This window comes from Xanthobacter aminoxidans, from assembly GCF_023571765.1.
GTDB classification, from domain to species: domain Bacteria; phylum Pseudomonadota; class Alphaproteobacteria; order Rhizobiales; family Xanthobacteraceae; genus Xanthobacter; species Xanthobacter aminoxidans.
The window spans coordinates 239,916-257,998 of the sequence record NZ_JAMJXC010000001.1; the positions used below are offsets into that span (position 1 = coordinate 239,916).

General features: G+C 67.6%; 16 protein-coding genes. 5 read left to right on the forward strand and 11 right to left on the reverse strand.

Annotated elements, in window-relative coordinates; all coding sequences use genetic code 11:
• Positions 1 to 3: 3 nt before the first annotated feature.
• Positions 4 to 1,677 carry an electron transfer flavoprotein-ubiquinone oxidoreductase gene (locus tag EJ105_RS01020; RefSeq protein ID WP_250164980.1) on the reverse strand — a complete coding sequence of 558 codons (1,674 nt, stop codon included), beginning with the start codon at positions 1,675 to 1,677 and terminating at the stop codon, positions 4 to 6.
• Positions 1,678 to 1,867: 190 nt separating this feature from the next.
• Here EJ105_RS01020 and EJ105_RS01025 point away from each other — a divergent pair, with 190 nt between their 5' ends.
• Positions 1,868 to 2,770 (forward strand): uracil-DNA glycosylase, encoded by a 903-nt coding sequence (locus tag EJ105_RS01025; protein ID WP_250164981.1) that lies wholly within the window; start codon positions 1,868 to 1,870, stop codon positions 2,768 to 2,770.
• Between the two features lie 212 nt (positions 2,771 to 2,982).
• Here the strand turns inward: EJ105_RS01025 and EJ105_RS01030 are convergent, their stop codons facing one another.
• From EJ105_RS01030 to gcl, 5 genes are all read right to left on the reverse strand, one after another.
• Positions 2,983 to 3,447 (reverse strand): CYTH domain-containing protein, encoded by a 465-nt coding sequence (locus EJ105_RS01030; protein WP_029556689.1) that lies wholly within the window; start codon positions 3,445 to 3,447, stop codon positions 2,983 to 2,985.
• A 225-nt stretch (positions 3,448 to 3,672) separates the two neighbouring features.
• Positions 3,673 to 5,190 carry a pyruvate kinase gene (gene pyk / locus EJ105_RS01035; protein WP_051678950.1) on the reverse strand — a complete coding sequence of 506 codons (1,518 nt, stop codon included), beginning with the start codon at positions 5,188 to 5,190 and terminating at the stop codon, positions 3,673 to 3,675.
• Between the two features lie 417 nt (positions 5,191 to 5,607).
• Positions 5,608 to 6,495 (reverse strand): 2-hydroxy-3-oxopropionate reductase, encoded by an 888-nt coding sequence (glxR, locus tag EJ105_RS01040; protein WP_250164982.1) that lies wholly within the window; start codon positions 6,493 to 6,495, stop codon positions 5,608 to 5,610.
• 164 nt (positions 6,496 to 6,659) lie between these two features.
• Positions 6,660 to 7,439 (reverse strand): hydroxypyruvate isomerase, encoded by a 780-nt coding sequence (hyi, locus tag EJ105_RS01045; RefSeq protein ID WP_250164983.1) that lies wholly within the window; start codon positions 7,437 to 7,439, stop codon positions 6,660 to 6,662.
• Positions 7,440 to 7,626: 187 nt separating this feature from the next.
• Positions 7,627 to 9,402, reverse strand: a complete 1,776-nt coding sequence (gcl, locus tag EJ105_RS01050; protein WP_250164984.1) for a glyoxylate carboligase — start codon at positions 9,400 to 9,402, stop codon at positions 7,627 to 7,629.
• Positions 9,403 to 9,659: 257 nt separating this feature from the next.
• Between gcl and EJ105_RS01055 the strand changes: the two genes are divergently transcribed.
• Together EJ105_RS01055 and pncB are read left to right on the forward strand one after the other, a co-directional pair.
• Complete coding sequence (locus EJ105_RS01055; RefSeq protein ID WP_250164985.1) at positions 9,660 to 9,965, forward strand: YARHG domain-containing protein; 306 nt, start codon at positions 9,660 to 9,662, stop codon at positions 9,963 to 9,965.
• A 157-nt stretch (positions 9,966 to 10,122) separates the two neighbouring features.
• Positions 10,123 to 11,415 carry a nicotinate phosphoribosyltransferase gene (pncB, locus tag EJ105_RS01060; RefSeq protein WP_250164986.1) on the forward strand — a complete coding sequence of 431 codons (1,293 nt, stop codon included), beginning with the start codon at positions 10,123 to 10,125 and terminating at the stop codon, positions 11,413 to 11,415.
• A gap of 51 nt (positions 11,416 to 11,466) precedes the next feature.
• Here the strand turns inward: pncB and EJ105_RS01065 are convergent, their stop codons facing one another.
• Complete coding sequence (locus EJ105_RS01065; RefSeq protein ID WP_250164987.1) at positions 11,467 to 12,573, reverse strand: choloylglycine hydrolase family protein; 1,107 nt, start codon at positions 12,571 to 12,573, stop codon at positions 11,467 to 11,469.
• 283 nt (positions 12,574 to 12,856) lie between these two features.
• Here EJ105_RS01065 and EJ105_RS01070 point away from each other — a divergent pair, with 283 nt between their 5' ends.
• On the forward strand, positions 12,857 to 13,495 hold the full coding sequence (locus EJ105_RS01070; RefSeq protein WP_250164988.1) for a peroxiredoxin: 639 nt from the start codon (positions 12,857 to 12,859) through the stop codon (positions 13,493 to 13,495).
• A gap of 210 nt (positions 13,496 to 13,705) precedes the next feature.
• Here EJ105_RS01070 and EJ105_RS01075 read toward each other — a convergent pair whose 3' ends face one another.
• Positions 13,706 to 14,137 (reverse strand): CBS domain-containing protein, encoded by a 432-nt coding sequence (locus EJ105_RS01075; protein WP_024277069.1) that lies wholly within the window; start codon positions 14,135 to 14,137, stop codon positions 13,706 to 13,708.
• A 155-nt stretch (positions 14,138 to 14,292) separates the two neighbouring features.
• Positions 14,293 to 15,039, reverse strand: coding sequence for a rhomboid family intramembrane serine protease (locus EJ105_RS01080; RefSeq protein ID WP_250164989.1), 747 nt, complete (start codon positions 15,037 to 15,039; stop codon positions 14,293 to 14,295).
• Between the two features lie 141 nt (positions 15,040 to 15,180).
• Between EJ105_RS01080 and EJ105_RS01085 the strand changes: the two genes are divergently transcribed.
• Positions 15,181 to 15,642, forward strand: a complete 462-nt coding sequence (locus tag EJ105_RS01085) for a DUF3806 domain-containing protein (RefSeq protein ID WP_197022964.1) — start codon at positions 15,181 to 15,183, stop codon at positions 15,640 to 15,642.
• 46 nt (positions 15,643 to 15,688) lie between these two features.
• Here the strand turns inward: EJ105_RS01085 and EJ105_RS01090 are convergent, their stop codons facing one another.
• Positions 15,689 to 16,417: an outer membrane protein gene (locus EJ105_RS01090; RefSeq protein WP_250164990.1), complete on the reverse strand. Its 729-nt coding sequence runs from the start codon at positions 16,415 to 16,417 to the stop codon at positions 15,689 to 15,691.
• 143 nt (positions 16,418 to 16,560) lie between these two features.
• The gene (gene glmM / locus EJ105_RS01095; RefSeq protein ID WP_250164991.1) at positions 16,561 to 17,904 is read right to left on the reverse strand and encodes a phosphoglucosamine mutase; all 1,344 of its coding nucleotides are present in this window, start codon (positions 17,902 to 17,904) and stop codon (positions 16,561 to 16,563) included.
• Positions 17,905 to 18,083 lie beyond the last annotated feature (179 nt).

Below are 18,083 nucleotides of genomic sequence, written 5' to 3' on the forward strand. Positions count from 1 at the left end.
GCCTCACATGTTGGGATAGTTCGGCCCACCGCCGCCTTCCGGCGCGGTCCAGGTGATGTTCTGGTTGGGGTCCTTGATGTCGCACGTCTTGCAGTGGACGCAGTTCTGCGCGTTGATCTGGAAGCGCGGGGCGTCCGCCCCCTCCTCGATCCACTCATAGACGCCGGCGGGGCAGTAGCGGTTGGAGGGGCCGGCATAGATGTCGTGCTCCGACGCCTTCTGCAGGGCCATGTCCTTCACGACCAGATGCACCTGCTGGTTCTCCTCGTGGTTGGTGTTCGAGAGGAACACCGAGGAGAGCTTGTCGAAGGTGAGCACGCCATCGGGGCGGGGATACTGGATCTTCTTGCAGTCCTTGGCCGGCTTCAGCGAGGCGGCGTCGGTCTTGCCGTGCTTCAGCGTGCCGAACAGAGAGAAGCCGAACGTGTTGGTCCACATGTCCAGCGCGCCGAGCGAAATGCCGACGAAGGTGCCGAGCTTCGACCACAGCGGCTTCACGTTGCGCACCTTCTTCAGGTCCGCGCCGATGGCCGAGGAGCGCCAGGCCGCCTCGTAGCTGGAAAGCTCGTCGTGGCTGCGCTCGGCGGCGAGGGCGTCCAGCAGGTGGTCGGCGGCGAGCATGCCGGAGAGCACCGCATTGTGGCTGCCCTTGATGCGCGGCACGTTCACGAAGCCCGCCGCGCAGCCCACCAGCACGCCGCCGGGGAAGGAGAGCTTGGGCACGCTCTGGTACCCGCCCTCGGTGATGGCGCGGGCGCCGTAGGCGATGCGCTTGCCGCCCTCGAAGGTGTCGCGGAAGGTGGGATGGGTCTTGAAGCGCTGGAACTCGTCGAAGGGCGAGAGCCAGGGGTTCTGGTAGTTGAGGTGGACCACGAAGCCCACCACCACCTGCTCGTCGTCGATGTGGTAGAGGAAGGCGCCGCCGCCGGTCTTGCCGTCGAGCGGCCAGCCGAAGGCGTGCTGCACGAGGCCGGGCTTGTGATTCTCCGGCTTCACCTTCCACAGTTCCTTCAGGCCGATGCCGAACTTCTGCACGTCGCGGCCCGCGCCCAGGTCATACTTGGCGATGATCTGCTTCGTCAGGTGCCCGCGCGCGCCCTCGGCGAACACGGTGTAGCGGCCGCGCAATTCCATGCCGCGGGTGAATTCGCCCTTGGGGACGCCGTTCTTGTCCACGCCCATGTCGCCGGTGGCGATGCCGGTGACGGCGCCCTTGTCGTCATAGAGGATCTCGTCGGCGGCGAAGCCGGGGTAGATCTCCACCCCCAGCGCCTCGGCCTTCTGGGCGAGGAAGCGGCAGACATTGCCCAGCGAGCCGACGAAATTGCCGTGATTGTTCATCAGCGGCGGCATGGCGAAATTGGGCAGGCGGACACCGCCGGCCGGGCCAAGCAGGTAGAAGGCGTCGTCCGTGACCTGCACGGTGAGGGGCGCATCCGCCTCCGCGCGCCAGCCGGGAACGAGGGCGTCGAGGCCCACCGGATCGATGACCGCGCCGGACAGGATATGGGCGCCGACTTCCGAGCCCTTCTCCACCACCACGACGGAGATGTCGGTGCCGCGCTCGGCGGCCTGCTGCTTCAGGCGGATGGCGGTGGCAAGGCCCGCAGGGCCGGCGCCGACCACCACCACATCATAATCCATGCCTTCGCGCTCAGGCAGCTCCGCCGCGCTCATACGCCTGCTCCCGTCCGTCAATCCCGTTGATTGGACTTTTTCCACGACACGCCGGCAAAGACAACCGCGCACTGCCGTTTAGGGCAACATCTTTCCGTATGTGGGAATATAATGCCGCCGCACTGGAAAGTGTGGTGCGGCGCGGCATGCCGGGCTTCGCGCTGGGCGCTTCAATGGCTAAAAGGAATTCATGAGCGTGACCGCCGACAGGGACTTCGCCGACTGGGCCGACATTCTCGCCTTCCACTGGGAGGCGGGCGTGGACGTGGCCATCGGCGAGGTGCCGGTGGACCGCTTCGCCGAGAGCGCGGCCGAGCCGAGCCGGTCCCGGCCGCCGGCCCCCCCGGTGCGCGACGCCGGCTCCACCGGCGCGGCGTCCGGCGGCCCGGCGGGCTTTGCCCCGAGCCGCCCGGCCCCCTCCCGCAACCAGCCGGCGCGGCCGGCTGCTCCTGCGACGCCCACCCTTGTGACCCAGCCGCCGGACGAGGCGGTGATGGGCGCGCGCGAGGCGGCCCGGGCCGCCGCAAGCCTCGACGAGTTGAAGGCGATCCTCGACGGCTTCGAGGGCTGCGCGCTGAAGCGCACCGCGAGCCGGCTGGTGTTCGCCGATGGCAATCCGGCCGCGAAGGTCATGTTCGTGGGCGAGGCGCCCGGCCGGGACGAGGACCAGCAGGGGCTGCCCTTCGTCGGCCGCTCCGGCAAGCTGCTGGACCTGATGCTGGCCTCCATCGGCCTCGACCGCACCAGCGCCTACATCGCCAACGTCATTCCCTGGCGCCCGCCGGGCAACCGCACGCCGACGCCGCAGGAGACGGCGGTGTGCCTGCCCTTCATCGCCCGGCAGATCGAGCTGGCGGACCCGGATATTCTCGTGTGTCTGGGTGGTCCCTCGGCGCAGGCGCTGCTCGGCACCACCGAGGGCATCACCAGGCTGCGCGGCCGCTTCATGGATTACGACACCGGCACGCGTACCATCCGCGCCATCGCCACCTTCCACCCGGCCTACCTGCTGCGCACCCCGCTCGGCAAGCGCTTCGCCTGGCGCGACATGCTGGCGGTGGAGGCGCTGCTGGCGGGGAAGGGCGGGGGCTGAGGGGGGGATTTCCCCTATGTCGCCGCGCCAGCCTTGGCGCTTTGAGCCACCGTCATGGCCGGGCTTGTCCCGGCCATCCACGTCGGGCCGACGGATCACGCGTCAAAAGGCGTTCCCAGCCGAACCGCGTGGATGCCCGGGACAAGCCCGGGCATGACGGCGCGTGGGAGGCGATGGCGGTGGTGTGCGATGGCAGCGCGCAGGCGCGCCCGCTACTTCCCGTACCCCAGCGGGGCGCTGACCAGCGAGGAGTTGCGGTAGCGGGGGTCGGAGGTGACTTCCTCGCCCACCCAGTCGGGCAGGTCCACCTGCTGGTCGATGCCGTCCAGTTCCACCTCGGCCATGACGAGGCCGTCATTCTCGCCCTCGAACACGTCCACGGTCCACAGGCGGCCGGCATGCTGGACGGAATAGCGGGTCTTCTCGATGAGCGGCCGGGCGCAGAGCGTCTCCAGCATCACCCGCGCATCCTCGACCGGGATGGGATATTCGAACTCGGCCCGCGCGAGGCCCTGCGTCTTGCCCTTCACGGTGATGAAGGCGTCGCCGTCGGCGATGCGGATGCGCACCGTCGCCCCATCCTGTGAGAGGTAGCCTTGGCGGATGGGCGTGGCGCGCGCGCCCGCCCGCCATGCGTGGGAGGTGACGAGGAACTTGCGCTCGATCTCGACGGGCATCTTTCGGCCGGTTGGGCTGTGGATGGCCCAGCATAGACCGAAGGGGGCGCCCCTCGTCCAGCCCCGCGGAGGACGTCCAACCCCCGATGTGGCCGAAGAAAACGATTTCAGACTGCCGCATGCGTCAACAGGCAGCACATTACGAAGCGTCGACTCCGGTCAGGCTCATGCTTCGCAGCGACGGGAGCGCGCGCGGAACGTGCGCTCCCGTTCGTGCTGCACGCGTCAGGCGTGGGCCTTGGACTTGCTGCTCTTCGCCGCCCCGGTGTCGAAATCGTCCCGCGAGGGCGGGTTGGTGGCGCCGATGGTGGTGATGCGCATGATGTTGGTGGTGCCGGGCTTGGCGAAGGGCACGCCGGCGGTGATGGCGAGGCGGTCGCCCGGCTTGCCGAGGCCATGCTCCACCGCGGTGCGCACGGCGGTGTCCACCATCTCGCCGAAGGAGTGGATGTCCTCCTTCATGTGCACGGCGTGCACGGCGTAGGACAGGGCGAGGCGCCGCGCGGTCTCGACCTTCGGCGTGAGGCCGAGGATCGGAATGGCGGGCCGCTCGCGCGCGGCGCGCAGGCCGGTGGTGCCGGAGAGGGTGAAGGCGACGAAGGCCGAGGCATCCACCGCGATGGCCGCCTGATAGGTGGCCTTGGTGACGGCATCACCGATGGTCTTGCCCCATTCCGACTGGGTGGCGTCGAGCACCTGCCGGTAGCCGGGATCGCACTCCACATGGCGGATGATGTCGTCCATGAAGGTCACGGCCTCCACCGGGAACTGGCCGGCGGCGGTCTCGGCGGAGAGCATCACGCAGTCCGCGCCCTCATAGACGGCGGTGGCCACGTCCGACACCTCGGCGCGGGTGGGCACGGGGGCGGTGATCATGGATTCCAGCATCTGCGTCGCCACGATCACCGGGCGGCCGTACTTGCGGGATTCCGCGATCATGCGCTTCTGCAACGCCGGCACCTCGGCCAGCGACATTTCCACGCCGAGATCGCCGCGCGCCACCATGATGGCGTCGGAGAGTTCCACCAGTTCGGTGAGATGCTCCACCGCGGCGGGCTTCTCCATCTTCAGCATGATGGCGGCGCGGTCCTTGATGAGGCCGCGCGCCTCGTGGATGTCCTCCGGGCGCTGCACGAAGGAGAGGGCGATCCACTCCACCCCCGCCTCGCAGGCGAATTCGAGGTCGTGGCGGTCCTTCTCCGTGAGGGGAGAGAGGGGCAGCACCACGTCGGGGATGTTGAAGCCCTTGTTGTTGGAGAGCTTGGTGCCCGCCACCACCTGGGCCTCCAGGAAGCCGGCGCCCTTCTTCACCACCTTCAGGCGCACCTTGCCGTCGTCGCACAGCACGGTGGAGCCCACCGTGAGGGCCTCAAGGATGTCGGGGTGGGGAATGGGCACGCGGGTCTCGTCGCCGGGGCGGTCCACGTCGGCGTCGAAGTGGAGCACGTCGCCCGCCTTGAGCGCGATGGAGCCGTCCTTGAAGCGGCCGATGCGGAGCTTGGGACCCTGCATGTCGGCGATGACGCCGATGGGCCGGTTCATCTCCTTCTCCAGCCGCCGGATGCGGGCCAGCACCTCGCCGTGATCGGCCTGGGTGCCGTGGGAGAAGTTGAGCCGGAACACGTCCACGCCGGCGAGGAACAGCGCCTTCAGCTTCTCTTCGCTGTTGGAGGCGGGCCCGACCGTGGCGACGATCTTGGTGGCGCGCTGGCGCTTGAGGGGGTGATGGCGCTTGTTGGGCATGTGTCGTCCTCCGGCTGGCGCGTTCGCGCTCGGTTCAGTGTCTTCTAGAGCATTTTCAGGCGAGGGGGGCTCTGGCTCTCATGAAGAAAATGCGTGAACTCAAGAGCCTGGCTCGCCTCCCGTCCGCCGAACGGCAATCGATGTAGTCGATATCATGCGCGTCTTTGATGTACGCATAAAGTCGCATAAACGGCAGCAGGGCTGACCGTTGCGGGCATCTCAGGCGTCCGTTTCGCCCCCCTTTCGGCGCCGGAGGTGGGGGCGCGATTTGAGGCGGCGGAGGCGCGCCGGGAACGCTGTCGGCGCGCCTCTTCCGAAGGGGTCGCGCGGACCCGTCCGGGATGCCGGCGGCGCGGGGGAGGAAACCGTCCGCGCCGCCAAGGGTGTCGTCGTGGTGCTGCGTGCGATCCGGCGGCCTCAGGCGTCCGGGGCCACGGTGTGGTTGGCCATCAGCTCGAGGGCCTTCACCATGGCGGAGTGGTCCCACTTGGAGCCGCCGTGGGCGGCGCAGGCGTTGAACAGCTCCTGGCAGGTGGCGGTGTTGGGCAGGCTCACGCCCAGCGCCTTGGCGCTCTGGAGGGCGAGGTTGAGGTCCTTCTGGTGCAGCTCGATGCGGAAGCCCGGATCGAAGGTGCGCTTCACCATGCGGTCGCCGTGGATCTCGAGGATCTTGGACGAGGCGAAGCCGCCCATCAGCGCCTCGCGCACCTTGGCCGGGTTGGCACCCGCCTTGGAGGCGAACAGAAGAGCCTCGCCCACCGCCTCGATGGTCAGCGCGACGATGATCTGGTTGGCGACCTTGGTGGTCTGGCCGTCGCCATTGCCGCCGACGAGGGTGATGTTCTTGCCCATCTTCTCGAACAGGGGCTTCACCTTGTCGAACGCGCCATCCGGCCCGCCCACCATGATGGTGAGGGAGGCGGCCTTGGCGCCCACCTCGCCGCCGGAGACCGGGGCATCGAGATAGTCGCAGCCGAGCGCGTTGATCTTCTGCGCGAAGCCCTTGGTGGCGACCGGGGAGATGGAGCTCATGTCCACCACGATCTTGCCGGCCGAGAGGCCTTCGGCGACGCCGCCCTTGCCGAACAGCGCCTCTTCCACGTGCGGGGTATCCGGCACCATGGTGATGATGATGTCGGCCTGCTTCGCCACCTCGGCGGAGGAGGCGCAGGTGGTGGCGCCCTTGGCGGTCAGCGCCTCGGGCACCTTCACCACGTCATAGACGAACAGCGTGTGCCCGGCGTCGATGAGGTGGCCGGCCATGGGGGCGCCCATGATGCCAAGGCCGATGAATCCCACGTTCATGTGCGTTTCTCCTGAAGAGTGCTTTTGCGTATTGGCGAGGGCTTCTCCCCTCTCCCCTCGCGGGAGAGGGGCCGGGGGTGAGGGGGGCGGCGCCGGACCCCTCACCCGTCCCGCGGCGATGCCGCGGTCCACCCTCTCCCGCAAGGGGAGAGGGGTAAAACAGCTCAGCCCTTGTAGGGGGCGAACCAGCCGATGCCTTCGTCGGTGGTGGTCTTCGGCTTGTATTCGCAGCCGATCCAGCCGTCGTAGCCGGTATCGTCGATGGCCTTGAACAGGAAGGGATAGTTGATCTCGCCCGTGCCCGGCTCGCCGCGGCCGGGATTGTCCGCCAGCTGGATGTGCTTGATGCGGGCGATGTTGGCGCGGATCGTCGGGGTCAGATCCCCTTCCATGATCTGCATGTGGTAGATGTCGTACTGGAAGAAGATGTCGTCCGCGCCGACTTCATCCAGCACCGCCAGCGTCTGCTTGGTGTTGGTGAGGTGGAAGCCGGGGATGTCGCGGGTATTGATGGCCTCGACGACGAACGGGATGCCCGCCTTCTTCAGCTCCGCCGCGGCGAACTTCAGGTTCTTGATCAGGGTCTCGTGGACCTTTTCGGCCGGCACGTCCTTGGGGGTGAGGCCGGCGAGGCAGTTGATGGCCTTGGTGTTCAGGGCCTTCGCATACTCGATGCCCTTACCCACGCTGTCCTGGAACTCGCCCTCGCGGCCGGGGATGCAGGCGATGCCGCGCTCGCCCACCGCCCAGTTGCCGGCCGGCAGATTGTGCAGCGCCTGGGTGAGATTGTACTTCGCCAGCTTCTCCGCCAGCGCGTCCTTCTCATAGGGATAGGGGAAGAGATATTCGACGCCCGTGAAGCCGGCATTGGCGGCCTTCTCGAAGCGGTCGAGGAAATCGATCTCGTTCCACAGCATGGTGAGATTGGCGGCGAACTTGGGCATGCGTCTCTCCGCGGGCTGAGCCCGGTTTTTTGAGGAGTGGGCAGGATGGCACCTCCCGGCACCGTCATGCCCCGGCTTGTCCGGGGCATCCACGGTTTTGTTGAGAGGGGCGTCCGGGGGAGGGGTGGATCCCCCGGACAAGCCGGGGGATGACGTCCTGTGCGGTGCCGACGCCGGTGCGCCGGCCCTACTCGGCCGGCTCCAGGGCGCGCACGTCGCTGAGCGGCACGTCAAGGACTTCCTCGAACTCGTTCACGGCGTTGATCTCGACGCCCATGGCGATGTTGGTCACGCGCTCCAGGATGAACTCCAGCACCACCGGCACCTGATGCTCGTCCATGAGCTTCTGGGCGTTGGCGAAGGCATCCTTGAACTCGTTCGGGGTGCGCACGCGGATGGCCTTGCAGCCGAGGCCCTCGGCCACCGCCACATGGTCCACGCCGTAGGCCCCGACCTCCTCCGAATTGATGTTGTCGAAGGAGAGGCTCACCTCGAAGTCCATGTTGAAGCCGCGCTGCGCCTGACGGATCAGGCCGAGGTAGGAGTTGTTCACCACCACGTGCAGGTAGGGCAGCTTGTGCTGGGCGCCCACCGCCAGCTCCTCGATGAGGAACTGGAAGTCGTAGTCGCCCGAGAGCGCGACGATCTTGGCGTCGGGCCGCGCGGCGCGCACGCCGAGGGCCGCCGGCAGGGTCCAGCCGAGGGGGCCGGCCTGGCCGCAATTGATCCAGTGGCGCGGATGGTAGACGTGCAGGAACTGCGCGCCGGCGATCTGCGAGAGGCCGATGGTGGAGACGTAGGTGACGTCCTTGCCCAGCGCCTCGTTCATCTCCTCATAGACCCGCTGGGGCTTCAGCGGCACGGCGTCGAAATGGCTCTTGCGCAGCATGGTCTGCTTGCGGGCGAGGCATTCGTCGGCCCAGGCCGTCCAGTCCGGCAGCTTGCCGGCGGCCTTCAGCTCCTTCGCGGCGGTCACGAACAGCTCCAGCGCGGCCTTGGCGTCGGAGACGATGCCGAAGTCGGGGCCGAACACGCGGCCGATCTGGGTGGGCTCGATGTCCACGTGGATGAACTTGCGGCCCTGGGTGTAGACCTCCACCGAGCCGGTGTGGCGGTTGGCCCAGCGGTTGCCGATGCCGACCACGAAGTCGGAGGCCAGCATGTTCGCATTGCCGTAGCGGTGCGAGGTCTGGAGGCCGCACATGCCGGCCATCAGCGGATGGTCGTCGGGAATGGTGCCCCAGCCCATGAGGGTGGGGATGACCGGGATGCCGGTCAGCTCGGCGAACGCCACGAGGAGGTCGGAGGCATCCGCGTTGATGATGCCGCCGCCGGCGACGATGAGCGGCTTGTTGGCGTCGAGGATCATCCCCATCGCCTTGTCGATCTGCGCCCGCGTGGCGGACGGCTTGTAGACCGGGAGCGGCGCGTAGGTCTCCTCGTCGAACTCGATCTCCGCCATCTGCACGTCGATGGGCAGGTCAATGAGCACCGGGCCGGGGCGGCCGGAGCGCATGACGTGGAACGCCTGCTGGAACACCATGGGCACCAGCGCCGGCTCGCGCACGGTGACGGCCCACTTGGTGACGGGCTTGGCGATGGATTCGATGTCCACCGCCTGGAAGTCTTCCTTGTAGAGGCGGGCGCGGGGCGCCTGGCCGGTGATGCACAGGATCGGGATCGAGTCCGCCGAGGCCGAATAGAGGCCGGTGATCATGTCCGTGCCGGCGGGGCCGGAGGTGCCGATGCACACGCCGATGTTGCCGGCCACCGCGCGGGTGTAGCCCTCGGCCATGTGGGAGGCGCCCTCCACATGCCGGGCGAGCACATGGCGGATGGAGCCGCGCGCCTTCATGGCGGAATAGAGCGGGTTGATGGCCGCGCCCGGAACACCGAAGGCGCAGGAGATGCCTTCCTTCTCGAGAACACGGACGGCGGCGTCGACGGCGCGCATGCGGGCCATGGCAGTCCTCCCTTTGGCGTGATGCCTTTGGTCTTGTTGCTTCGTCCTCGCCGGCCGCGATCCTTCAGGGATCTTCACGGGGGAACTTCGCGGGGAATTTCGCGGCCTTGGACTTTCGTCTTGGATACGCCCGCACCGTTTTCGCTTCTATGGGAAGAAACGGAATGACATTCGTGCCGCCTGAGCAATAATGCTGCGAACTGCATGCCCCGCCCGCCTCGGGCGGTGACAGGGTGCGGCAATTGGGGGAGGCGGGGATGGCGAGAGGTAAGGGGAGGGCGCTCGGGGCGCGTGTCCTCGGGGTACTTGCGGCGACGGCTTTAGTCTCGGGCGCAGTTCTCGTCTCGGGCGCGCGCGCTCAGGCGCTGAGCGAACTCTCCTGCAAGGCGCTGTGGTACCAGCGCAACGCGGTCTATGCGGAGCAGGGCTATTGCTTCAAGACCAAGGACGCCATCGCCACCTTCGGCGCCCGTTGCTACGCCCCGTTCGGCAAATTGACGCCGGACCAGCAGCGCTATGTGAACGAGGTGCAGGCCTGGGAGGCCCGCAAAGGCTGCCGCTGAGCGGGCGCTGATTCCGCATCCTGCTGCGAATGGATCGCAGAGACCCGCGACGATCGCGCTTGGCATGCTATAGATACCATCCCGCCCTGTCGGGGCTCCCGCGCGGTCGTCCGCCAGCCCCGCCACACCGCACCGCAACGACATGGCCACGGCGCCCATGACCGACATCGCCACGCGCGTCTACAACCACACCTGGAAGATCGACCCCATCGTGCGGTCCGTGCTCGACACGGACTTCTACAAGCTGCTGATGGGGCAGACGATCTTCAACCGGCACCGGTCGACCCGCGTCACCTTCGGCATCCACAATCGCTCCACTTCGGTGCGGCTGGCCGACATCATCGACATCGGCGCCCTGCGCGAGCAGCTCGACCATGTGCGCTCCCTCTCGCTCACGCGGGGCGAGAGCACCTGGCTGCGCGGCAACATGTTCTACGGCAAGCGGCAGATGTTCTCGCCGGACTATGTGGCCTGGCTGGAGGGCTTCCGCTTCCCCGCCTATCACCTGGAGAAGGTGGACGGGCAGTACGAGCTGACCTTCGAGGGGCCGTGGGTCGAGACCACCATGTGGGAGATCCCCGCCCTCTCCATCATCAACGAATTGCGCTCGCGCGCCGTGCTGAAGGACATGGGCAAGTTCGAGCTGCAGATCCTCTATGCCCGGGCCATGGCGCGGGTGTGGGAGAAGGTGCAGTTCCTGAAGTCCCTCGGCCGCATCAACATCGCCGATTTCGGCACCCGCCGCCGCCACGGCTATCTCTGGCAGGACTGGTGCGTGCAGGCGCTGATGGAGGGGCTGGGCGAGGGCTTCCTCGGCACCTCCAACTGCCTCATCGCGCTGCGCCACGAGGTGGAGGCCACAGGCACCAACGCCCACGAGCTGCCCATGGTCTATGCGGCGCTCGCCCGCAACGACGACGAATTGCGCTGGGCGCCCTACCAGGTGCTCGCCGACTGGCAGGACGATTACGACGGCAATTTGCGCGTCATCCTGCCCGATACCTACGGCACCTCAGGCTTCCTGGAACGCGCCCCCGACTGGGTGACGCACTGGACCGGCATCCGCATCGACAGCAAGGACCCCATCGCCGGCGGCGAGGAGGCCATCGCGTGGTGGACGTCCCGCGGGCAGGACCCGCGGGAGAAGCTCGCCATCTTCTCCGACGCCCTCGATGCGGAGGAGGTGGCGCGCATCCACCGTACCTTCGCCGGCCGCATCCGCCTCGGCTTCGGCTGGGGCACGCTGCTCACCAACGATTTCCGGGGCCTGGCGCCCAACGGGGCGCTCGATCCCATCTCCATCGTCTGCAAGGTGATCGCCGCCAACGGCCACCCGGCGGTGAAGCTCTCCGACAACCCCACCAAGGCCATGGGGCCGCCCAGCGAGGTCGAGCGCTACAAAAGGGTGTTCGAGGTGGGCGAGCAAGAGGCGCGTAGCGCCCTGGTTTAGAGGGCGGCGCGCACCGCCCTCGTGTGAGGCGCGGCGCGCGGTCCCGCCGGCTCAGTTCTTCAGCGCCGCCGTCCCGTCCACCGCCGCCGGGAATGGCAGGTCCGTGATCAGCCGCGCGCTCGGCTTGTCCTGGGCGAAGATGGTGTCGAGATCGAGGGTCAGGAACGTCGTCCGGTGGGCGTAGTCGGTGATCATCAGCTTGTTGTGGGTGAGGTCCTTGATGGCGACCCACTGGGTGTAGTCCGAGACCACCGCGTCGCCGTCCTTGCTCTGCGCGACGCCCAGCGGAATATCCACCGTGTTCAGGATGTGGCCGATGGCGGCGGAGGCGTCGGCGGCGTCCTTCGGCTGGGCCATGGAATGGCGCATGAAGGCCGCGCGCACGAAGCGCGAGGGCGGGGTGAAGTCGCCCGGCAGCCCGGTGGCGCCGCCGCCCTGGCCGATGGCCGTGACGTTGGCCGTGCCGAACCGGCGGTCGGCGACGCCCATGGTGGAGAGATTGAGGTAGTTGCGCAGGTTCAGGAGATGCCAGTCATAGGGCGGCGAATTGGTGAGGACGCTCGCCACATTGTCGTGGATCTGCAGTTCGCCCCCCACATATTCCACGATGATGCTGGCGCCCGAGCGGTCGGTGAAGACCATGTGGATGGTGGGCGGGGTCGGCCCGCTCGGCAGCGAGGCATCGGACCAGACCTTGGTCTTCGCCAGAGCGGCCCGCATCTCGGCCACCGTGCCGTGCATCCCCAGCGCCCAGGCGCCGAAGCCGAGGATGGAGACGTAGGATGTGTCCGCCTTGGTGACGGTCTGGTAGGTGGTGAAGCCGGGCAGGAAATTGCCGCTCATGCCGAGGCCGGCCGCGTTCTGTCCCTCCAGCACGGCGCCGCCGGGGATGATCTCGGCGCTGATCCCGACGACCGGATAGAGCGTCTTCACCTTGTTCTCGGGCAGGCCGAGGTTCGAGGGCGCCGTGAGCGTCAGGGCCGTGCCCTTGGGCATGCTCACGAGCGTCCATTTCATGTCGAACGCCCATTCCATGGTGCGGCCGGCGATCACCGTCTTGTCGGCCGCGACCACGTTCACCGCGGTGCAGGCCACGGCGAGCCCGGCGTTCTGGATGGGAAGGAATGCGGCAAGTGCAGCCGCCAGGATGCCTTTCATGGAAGCGTCCTCCGTTTGTGTCGCAGACCGCCGCACGGGCGCTTGCGTTCTGGATCGTCATTGCCGCCCGCGATCGCGACACGCCGTGATCGTATCAGCCCCATACGGTGCCCGCTTTGATTGGATGACGGAGCTTGCGTTGCGCTGGGCGCCGGTCGCAGCGGACCGCAGTGGCGCAGCGGGCGACGACGGGGTCTGCCTTCGCGTGAATCTGCTTTAAATCCATCGATATTGCGGTATAATATTCACATATACAGTTTTCAGATGTTGATTGGAGATGACCATGGCGACGCTGCGACTGGGCGATGTGGTTCCGGATTTCGAGGCCGTGACCACCGAAGGCCCCATCAAGTTTCATGAGTGGCTCGGCGACAGCTGGGGCATCCTGTTTTCCCACCCCAAGAACTTCACCCCGGTCTGCACCACCGAGCTGGGCCAGGCGTCCCACCTCAAGCCCGAGTTCGACGCGCGCGGCGTGAAGCTGCTCGGCCTGTCGGTGGATGCCATCGACAACCACCCGGCCTGGGTGGGCGACATCAAGGATGCCACCGGCGCCACCCTCAACTTCCCGCTGATCGCCGATTCCGACCGCAAGGTCTCCGACCTCTACGACCTCATCCACCCCAATGCGAACGACACGCTCACCGTGCGCTCGGTGTTCATCATCGGCCCGGACAAGAAGCTGAAGCTGTCGCTCACCTACCCGGCCTCCACCGGCCGCAACTTCGCGGAAATCCTGCGCGTGGTGGACAGCCTCCAGCTCACCGCCAAGCACTCCGTGGCGACGCCGGTGGACTGGAAGAACGGCGACGACGTCATCATCGTCCCCTCGCTCTCGGACGATGCCGCCAAGGAGAAGTTCCCGGACGGCTGGACCACCGTGAAGCCCTATCTGCGCGTGGTGCGCCAGCCCGGCGCGTGAGTCGGCCTAACTGTGCCCCGGACAAGCGACGGCGCAGCCGGAGCGCTGATCCGGGGCCCAGCGCACAAGTGCCGCGCAGCGGGCAAAACCTAAGAGTGCTGCGGTAACGAAGCGCCTTCGGCGGCCCCTTGCGCTGGACCCCGGCTCGCATTCCGCTGCGCTGCATGCGTCCGGGGAACGGCGCGGAGGGGCCTCCGCGCCGCAAAACCCTCAGGCCGACATGATGTAGTCGCGCAGCTGGGCGCTCTCGCGCTCCATTTCCTCCACGCGATACTTCACCACGTCGCCGATGGAGATGATGCCCACGACCTTGCCGCCGGACACCACGGGCACGTGGCGGAAGCGGCCGCGGGTCATGCGTTCCATGATCTGGGGCACGGTCTCGTCGGGGGCGCAGGTGACGACCGCCTTGGTCATCAGCCCGGCGAGCGGCTCGGCCAGCACGTCCACGCCGCGCTCGCCGATGAGGCGCACCACGTCGCGCTCGGAGATGATGCCCTCCACCCCCATGTCCCCATTGGTGACGACGATGGCGCCGATGCGGTTGCGCGCGAGGCTGGCCACGGCATCGCCGAGGGTGGCGTCGGGGGACAGGGTGACGATGTCGTTGCCCTTGCGGCTCAGGATGACGGTCACGGACATTGGCGCATTCTCCCTAGCTGGTGGATCCAGGGGCCCGCTCCGCCGACGGGGCCTTCTCTGGAAACGATCCGGACAGGGATGATCCCTCGCATCGCAGTGCGACGCAAGCGCGCAGCGCAGTCCGCGCACCACGACCTTGGCAGTATGAATCCCGCTCAGGCCACCCGCCGGCGCGGCACCGGATCGAACAGGGGGAACAGCAGCAGGCCGGCGACGAAGCCGCCGATATGGGCCTGCCACGCCACCTCCGCATCCTCCGTCCCGGGCAGGGAAACCCCGAACGCGAACAGGAGGTTGAAGGCGAACCACGCGCCCACGAAGATCAGCACCCTCTTGTCGCTGAAATTTTCCCTCAGCGAGCCGGCCGGCTGGTGATCGGCGAAGATGGTGCGGTAGCTGGACAGCGCGCCGCCGGGCGCGAAGGTGAAGCGCACCGCCGCCGCCATGGTGCCGGAAATGGCCGCCGAGGCGCCGATGAGCGGCGCGATGGCGTCGCTATTGGCGAGATAGTGCGCCCCCGCGCCCGCCGCCGCCGTGACCGCGCAGAACAGCCAGAAGCGCGTGGAGCCGAACCGCCGCGCCACCGGCGTGCCGAAGGCGAGCAGCCACACGAGATTGACGATGAGGTGCATCCAGTTGGCGTGGAGCAGCGCGTAGCTCACCACGGTCCACAGCTTCGGGCCCATGCCGCCCGGCAGGTAGAACATGGTGTCCGGCAGGGTGTAGCGGGCCGGGATGAAGGCGAAATAGGTGAGAACCTCGATGTCCGCATCCTGCGACAGCAGCAGCACGCGGATGGCATGGATCGCCACCAGCCCAAGCGCCATCACCGCCACCGCGCCGGGCACGTTGAAGACGGGCTCCCGATGCGATGTGCCGGGATAGGTGGGGCGGTCGAGCACGCCTTGCACATAGGAGCCGCCGCCCGGCGCGGCAAGGGAAAAGCGTGGAGCAAGTCCGTGCAACCTGGGCCGGACCTGTTACAACTCGGTGGTCGATGCCTGGCAAGCGGGCGCGCGTTCAAGGATCGCCGCGGAGCGGGGATGGCGAAACCTTACTTTCGAGAGCTCAATGAAGACGAGCTGAAAATGTTCAACTATTGGCGGGAGGAGTTCTCGACCTTCTTTGCCGATGCGAACAAGCACCGGTTCGAGACGGTTGACGGCAAGCTTGGGCTGATCCAGCACATTCTGGACAGCGGTGAGGCGACACTCGAACGGCAGGACTTGCTGCAGGGGCTCGGCGTGCTGTTCGGCGACGCGCTCGCCATGGAGCTGAACCTTGAATGGGCCTTTGTGGCCGATGAAATGGGTGAAGCTCCGGTCGTTAGGCGTCCGGGAACGTCCTTCAATCTGGGCGCCTTCTACGCAATCGAGAAACGCGTTTCCCTGGAAGAAGTGCCGATCGACATCTTTGATCTGTTCAATGCCTTCTGCGCCCTCTCCGCTCCGATCCTGCGGAAGCCCTCATTGTGGGCGCGCCTGTTCGGTCCGCGAACGGTCTGATGGGCTTGCCCGCAAACGACGAAGCTCTCGCTGAGACGTCTCGCCCCTACAGCGCGTAGCGCAGGCCGAAGCGCACCTGCTGGGCGGTGGAATTGCCCAGGGCGAGGCCGCCGGCATAGGCGGGGCTGCCGAGGTCGAGATAGCGGTAGCCGAGATCGAGGCTGAAGCTGCTCGACACCGCGAAGGACACGCCGGCCCCGGCCGACCAGGCGAAGTCCCAGGAATTGCCCGCCGGCTGAAGCCCCGCCGGGGCGTTCAGCGTGTTGATGGCGAAGCCCGCGCCGGCGCTCAGATACGGCGTGAATCCGGCCAGCGTGATGATGTCCCAGTAGACGCTGGCGAGCCCCACCGTGGCGCTAGCGCCGACGCCCGGTCCGAACGGCGAGAGGCTGGCCGATCCCAGGGAGAGATAGTCGAGGCTCACCTCGGCGCGCAGGAAGGGGAGGAAGCGATAGCCGATGCCGCCCCCCAGCGACCAGCCGGCGCCGGAGACATCGAGCCCGGTGGGCAGGCCGAGATAGGAGAGGCTGGCGCTGCTCGCGGGGACGTAGCCCACGTCGGCGCGGAAATACCAGCCGGCCGCCGCATCCTCGCTCACCGCCGGGGCGGCGAGGGAGAAGTCGCCCGGCTTGCCGAGAGAGGCCATCATGGCCTCCATCTCCGCATCCGCCTTGTCGGCGGCGTGCGCCGCGCCGGCAAACGCGGTTCCTGCCAGCGCCGCGATCGCGAGAGAGGCCAGAAGAAGACGCCCGGCCCGACCAAACACACACATCATGACGACCCGCCCGAGAAATGCTCTGGACGGATGTGTGCCACGGGGAGGCTTAAGGCCGGATTAACCCTGATGAAGCGTTAAGCTCTGGCGCGGCAAAGGAATTTGGAACGGCGGCGCCGCCACCGTTCCGGTCGTCGCCCCGCTCAGGCGGCGGCGCGCTGGAGGGCGTCGATCACCTCGTCCACCACGGTCTCGACGAGATCGCGGTCGTCGCCCTCGCCCATCACGCGGATGACCGGCTCGGTGCCCGAGGGGCGGATGATGAGGCGGCCGTGGTTGGAGAGGCGGCGCTCGGCATCGGCGATGGCGATCTTCACCTTCTCGTTTTCCAAGGGCGCGCCGTCGCTGTAGCGCACGTTCTTGAGGATCTGCGGCAGCGGATCGAAGCGATGGCAGACCTCGGAGACGGGCTTCTCCTGCCGCGCCACCACCGCCAGCACCTGAAGCGCCGCGACAAGGCCGTCGCCGGTGGTGGAATAATCGGACAGGATGATGTGGCCGGACTGCTCGCCGCCCACATTGTAGCCGTCGGCGCGCATGCGCTCGAGCACGTAGCGGTCGCCCACCCCGGTGCGGGCCAGCGCGATGCCCTCGCCGGCGAGGTGCCGCTCCAGCCCGAGGTTGGACATGACGGTGGCCACCAGCCCGTCGCGGGCGAGGCGGCCGTCTTCCTTGAAGCTCTCGGCGATGACGGCCATGAGCTGGTCGCCGTCCACCGTGTGGCCCTTCTCGTCCACGATCATCACCCGGTCGGCGTCACCGTCGAGGGCGATGCCGATGTCGGCGCGCACTTCCCGCACCTTGGCGGAGAGCGCGGCCGGGGAGGTGGAGCCCACGTCCCGGTTGATGTTCATGCCGTCCGGCTCGACGCCGATGGCGATCACCTCGGCGCCCAGCTCCCACAGGGCCTCCGGCGCCACGCGGTAGCCGGCGCCGTGGGCGCAGTCCACCACCACGCGGATGCCCTCGAACGACTGGTTCCGCGGCAGGGTGCGCTTGGCATATTCGATATAGCGGGCGTGCACGCCCTCCAGCCGCCGGGCGCGGCCGATCTCGGCGGGCTTGGCGAGGCGCTTGGCGAGGTCCTCGTCGATCAGCTCCTCGATCTCGCGCTCCACCTCGTCGGAGAGCTTGAAGCCGTCCGGGCCGAACAGCTTGATGCCGTTGTCGTCGAACGGATTGTGCGAGGCGGAGATCATCACCCCGAGGTCGGCGCGCATGGAGCGGGTGAGCATGCCCACCGCCGGCGTCGGCATGGGGCCGAGCAGCAGCACGTCCATGCCCACCGAGGTGAAGCCGGCCACCAGCGCGTTCTCGATCATGTAGCCGGACAGCCGCGTGTCCTTGCCGATGACCACCCGGTGGCGATATTCGCCGCGCTGGAACACCAGCCCCGCCGCCATGCCGACCCTCAGCGCCAGATCCGCCGTGAGCGAGGCATTGGCGCGCCCGCGCACGCCGTCCGTTCCGAAATACCTGCGCGACATGGTCCCTCTCGTCGCCGTAGAATCCCGACGCACCGTGCCCCCGCTGGTGCGCCGCCGAAGCTGCCTTTAGCACCCGGAAGGTCCCGCGCGGCATCACGTCTCGTGACGCTCCGCAACGTGCGCTCCGCCTGTGCTTCGGGCAGGCCCCGTTTGTAAGCAGACGGATGGAATTGTTCAGA

What these genes read in the sequence shown, in the direction of transcription:
- EJ105_RS01020 (WP_250164980.1), bottom strand. Translation starts at nt 1,677, where the DNA reads ATGAGCGCGGCGGAGCTGCCTGAGCGCGAAGGCATGGATTATGATGTG.
- EJ105_RS01025 (WP_250164981.1), top strand. Translation starts at nt 1,868, where the DNA reads ATGAGCGTGACCGCCGACAGGGACTTCGCCGACTGGGCCGACATTCTC.
- EJ105_RS01030 (WP_029556689.1), bottom strand. Translation starts at nt 3,447, where the DNA reads ATGCCCGTCGAGATCGAGCGCAAGTTCCTCGTCACCTCCCACGCATGG.
- pyk (WP_051678950.1), bottom strand. Translation starts at nt 5,190, where the DNA reads ATGCCCAACAAGCGCCATCACCCCCTCAAGCGCCAGCGCGCCACCAAG.
- glxR (WP_250164982.1), bottom strand. Translation starts at nt 6,495, where the DNA reads ATGAACGTGGGATTCATCGGCCTTGGCATCATGGGCGCCCCCATGGCC.
- hyi (WP_250164983.1), bottom strand. Translation starts at nt 7,439, where the DNA reads ATGCCCAAGTTCGCCGCCAATCTCACCATGCTGTGGAACGAGATCGAT.
- gcl (WP_250164984.1), bottom strand. Translation starts at nt 9,402, where the DNA reads ATGGCCCGCATGCGCGCCGTCGACGCCGCCGTCCGTGTTCTCGAGAAG.
- EJ105_RS01055 (WP_250164985.1), top strand. Translation starts at nt 9,660, where the DNA reads ATGGCGAGAGGTAAGGGGAGGGCGCTCGGGGCGCGTGTCCTCGGGGTA.
- pncB (WP_250164986.1), top strand. Translation starts at nt 10,123, where the DNA reads ATGACCGACATCGCCACGCGCGTCTACAACCACACCTGGAAGATCGAC.
- EJ105_RS01065 (WP_250164987.1), bottom strand. Translation starts at nt 12,573, where the DNA reads ATGAAAGGCATCCTGGCGGCTGCACTTGCCGCATTCCTTCCCATCCAG.
- EJ105_RS01070 (WP_250164988.1), top strand. Translation starts at nt 12,857, where the DNA reads ATGGCGACGCTGCGACTGGGCGATGTGGTTCCGGATTTCGAGGCCGTG.
- EJ105_RS01075 (WP_024277069.1), bottom strand. Translation starts at nt 14,137, where the DNA reads ATGTCCGTGACCGTCATCCTGAGCCGCAAGGGCAACGACATCGTCACC.
- EJ105_RS01085 (WP_197022964.1), top strand. Translation starts at nt 15,181, where the DNA reads ATGGCGAAACCTTACTTTCGAGAGCTCAATGAAGACGAGCTGAAAATG.
- EJ105_RS01090 (WP_250164990.1), bottom strand. Translation starts at nt 16,417, where the DNA reads ATGATGTGTGTGTTTGGTCGGGCCGGGCGTCTTCTTCTGGCCTCTCTC.
- glmM (WP_250164991.1), bottom strand. Translation starts at nt 17,904, where the DNA reads ATGTCGCGCAGGTATTTCGGAACGGACGGCGTGCGCGGGCGCGCCAAT.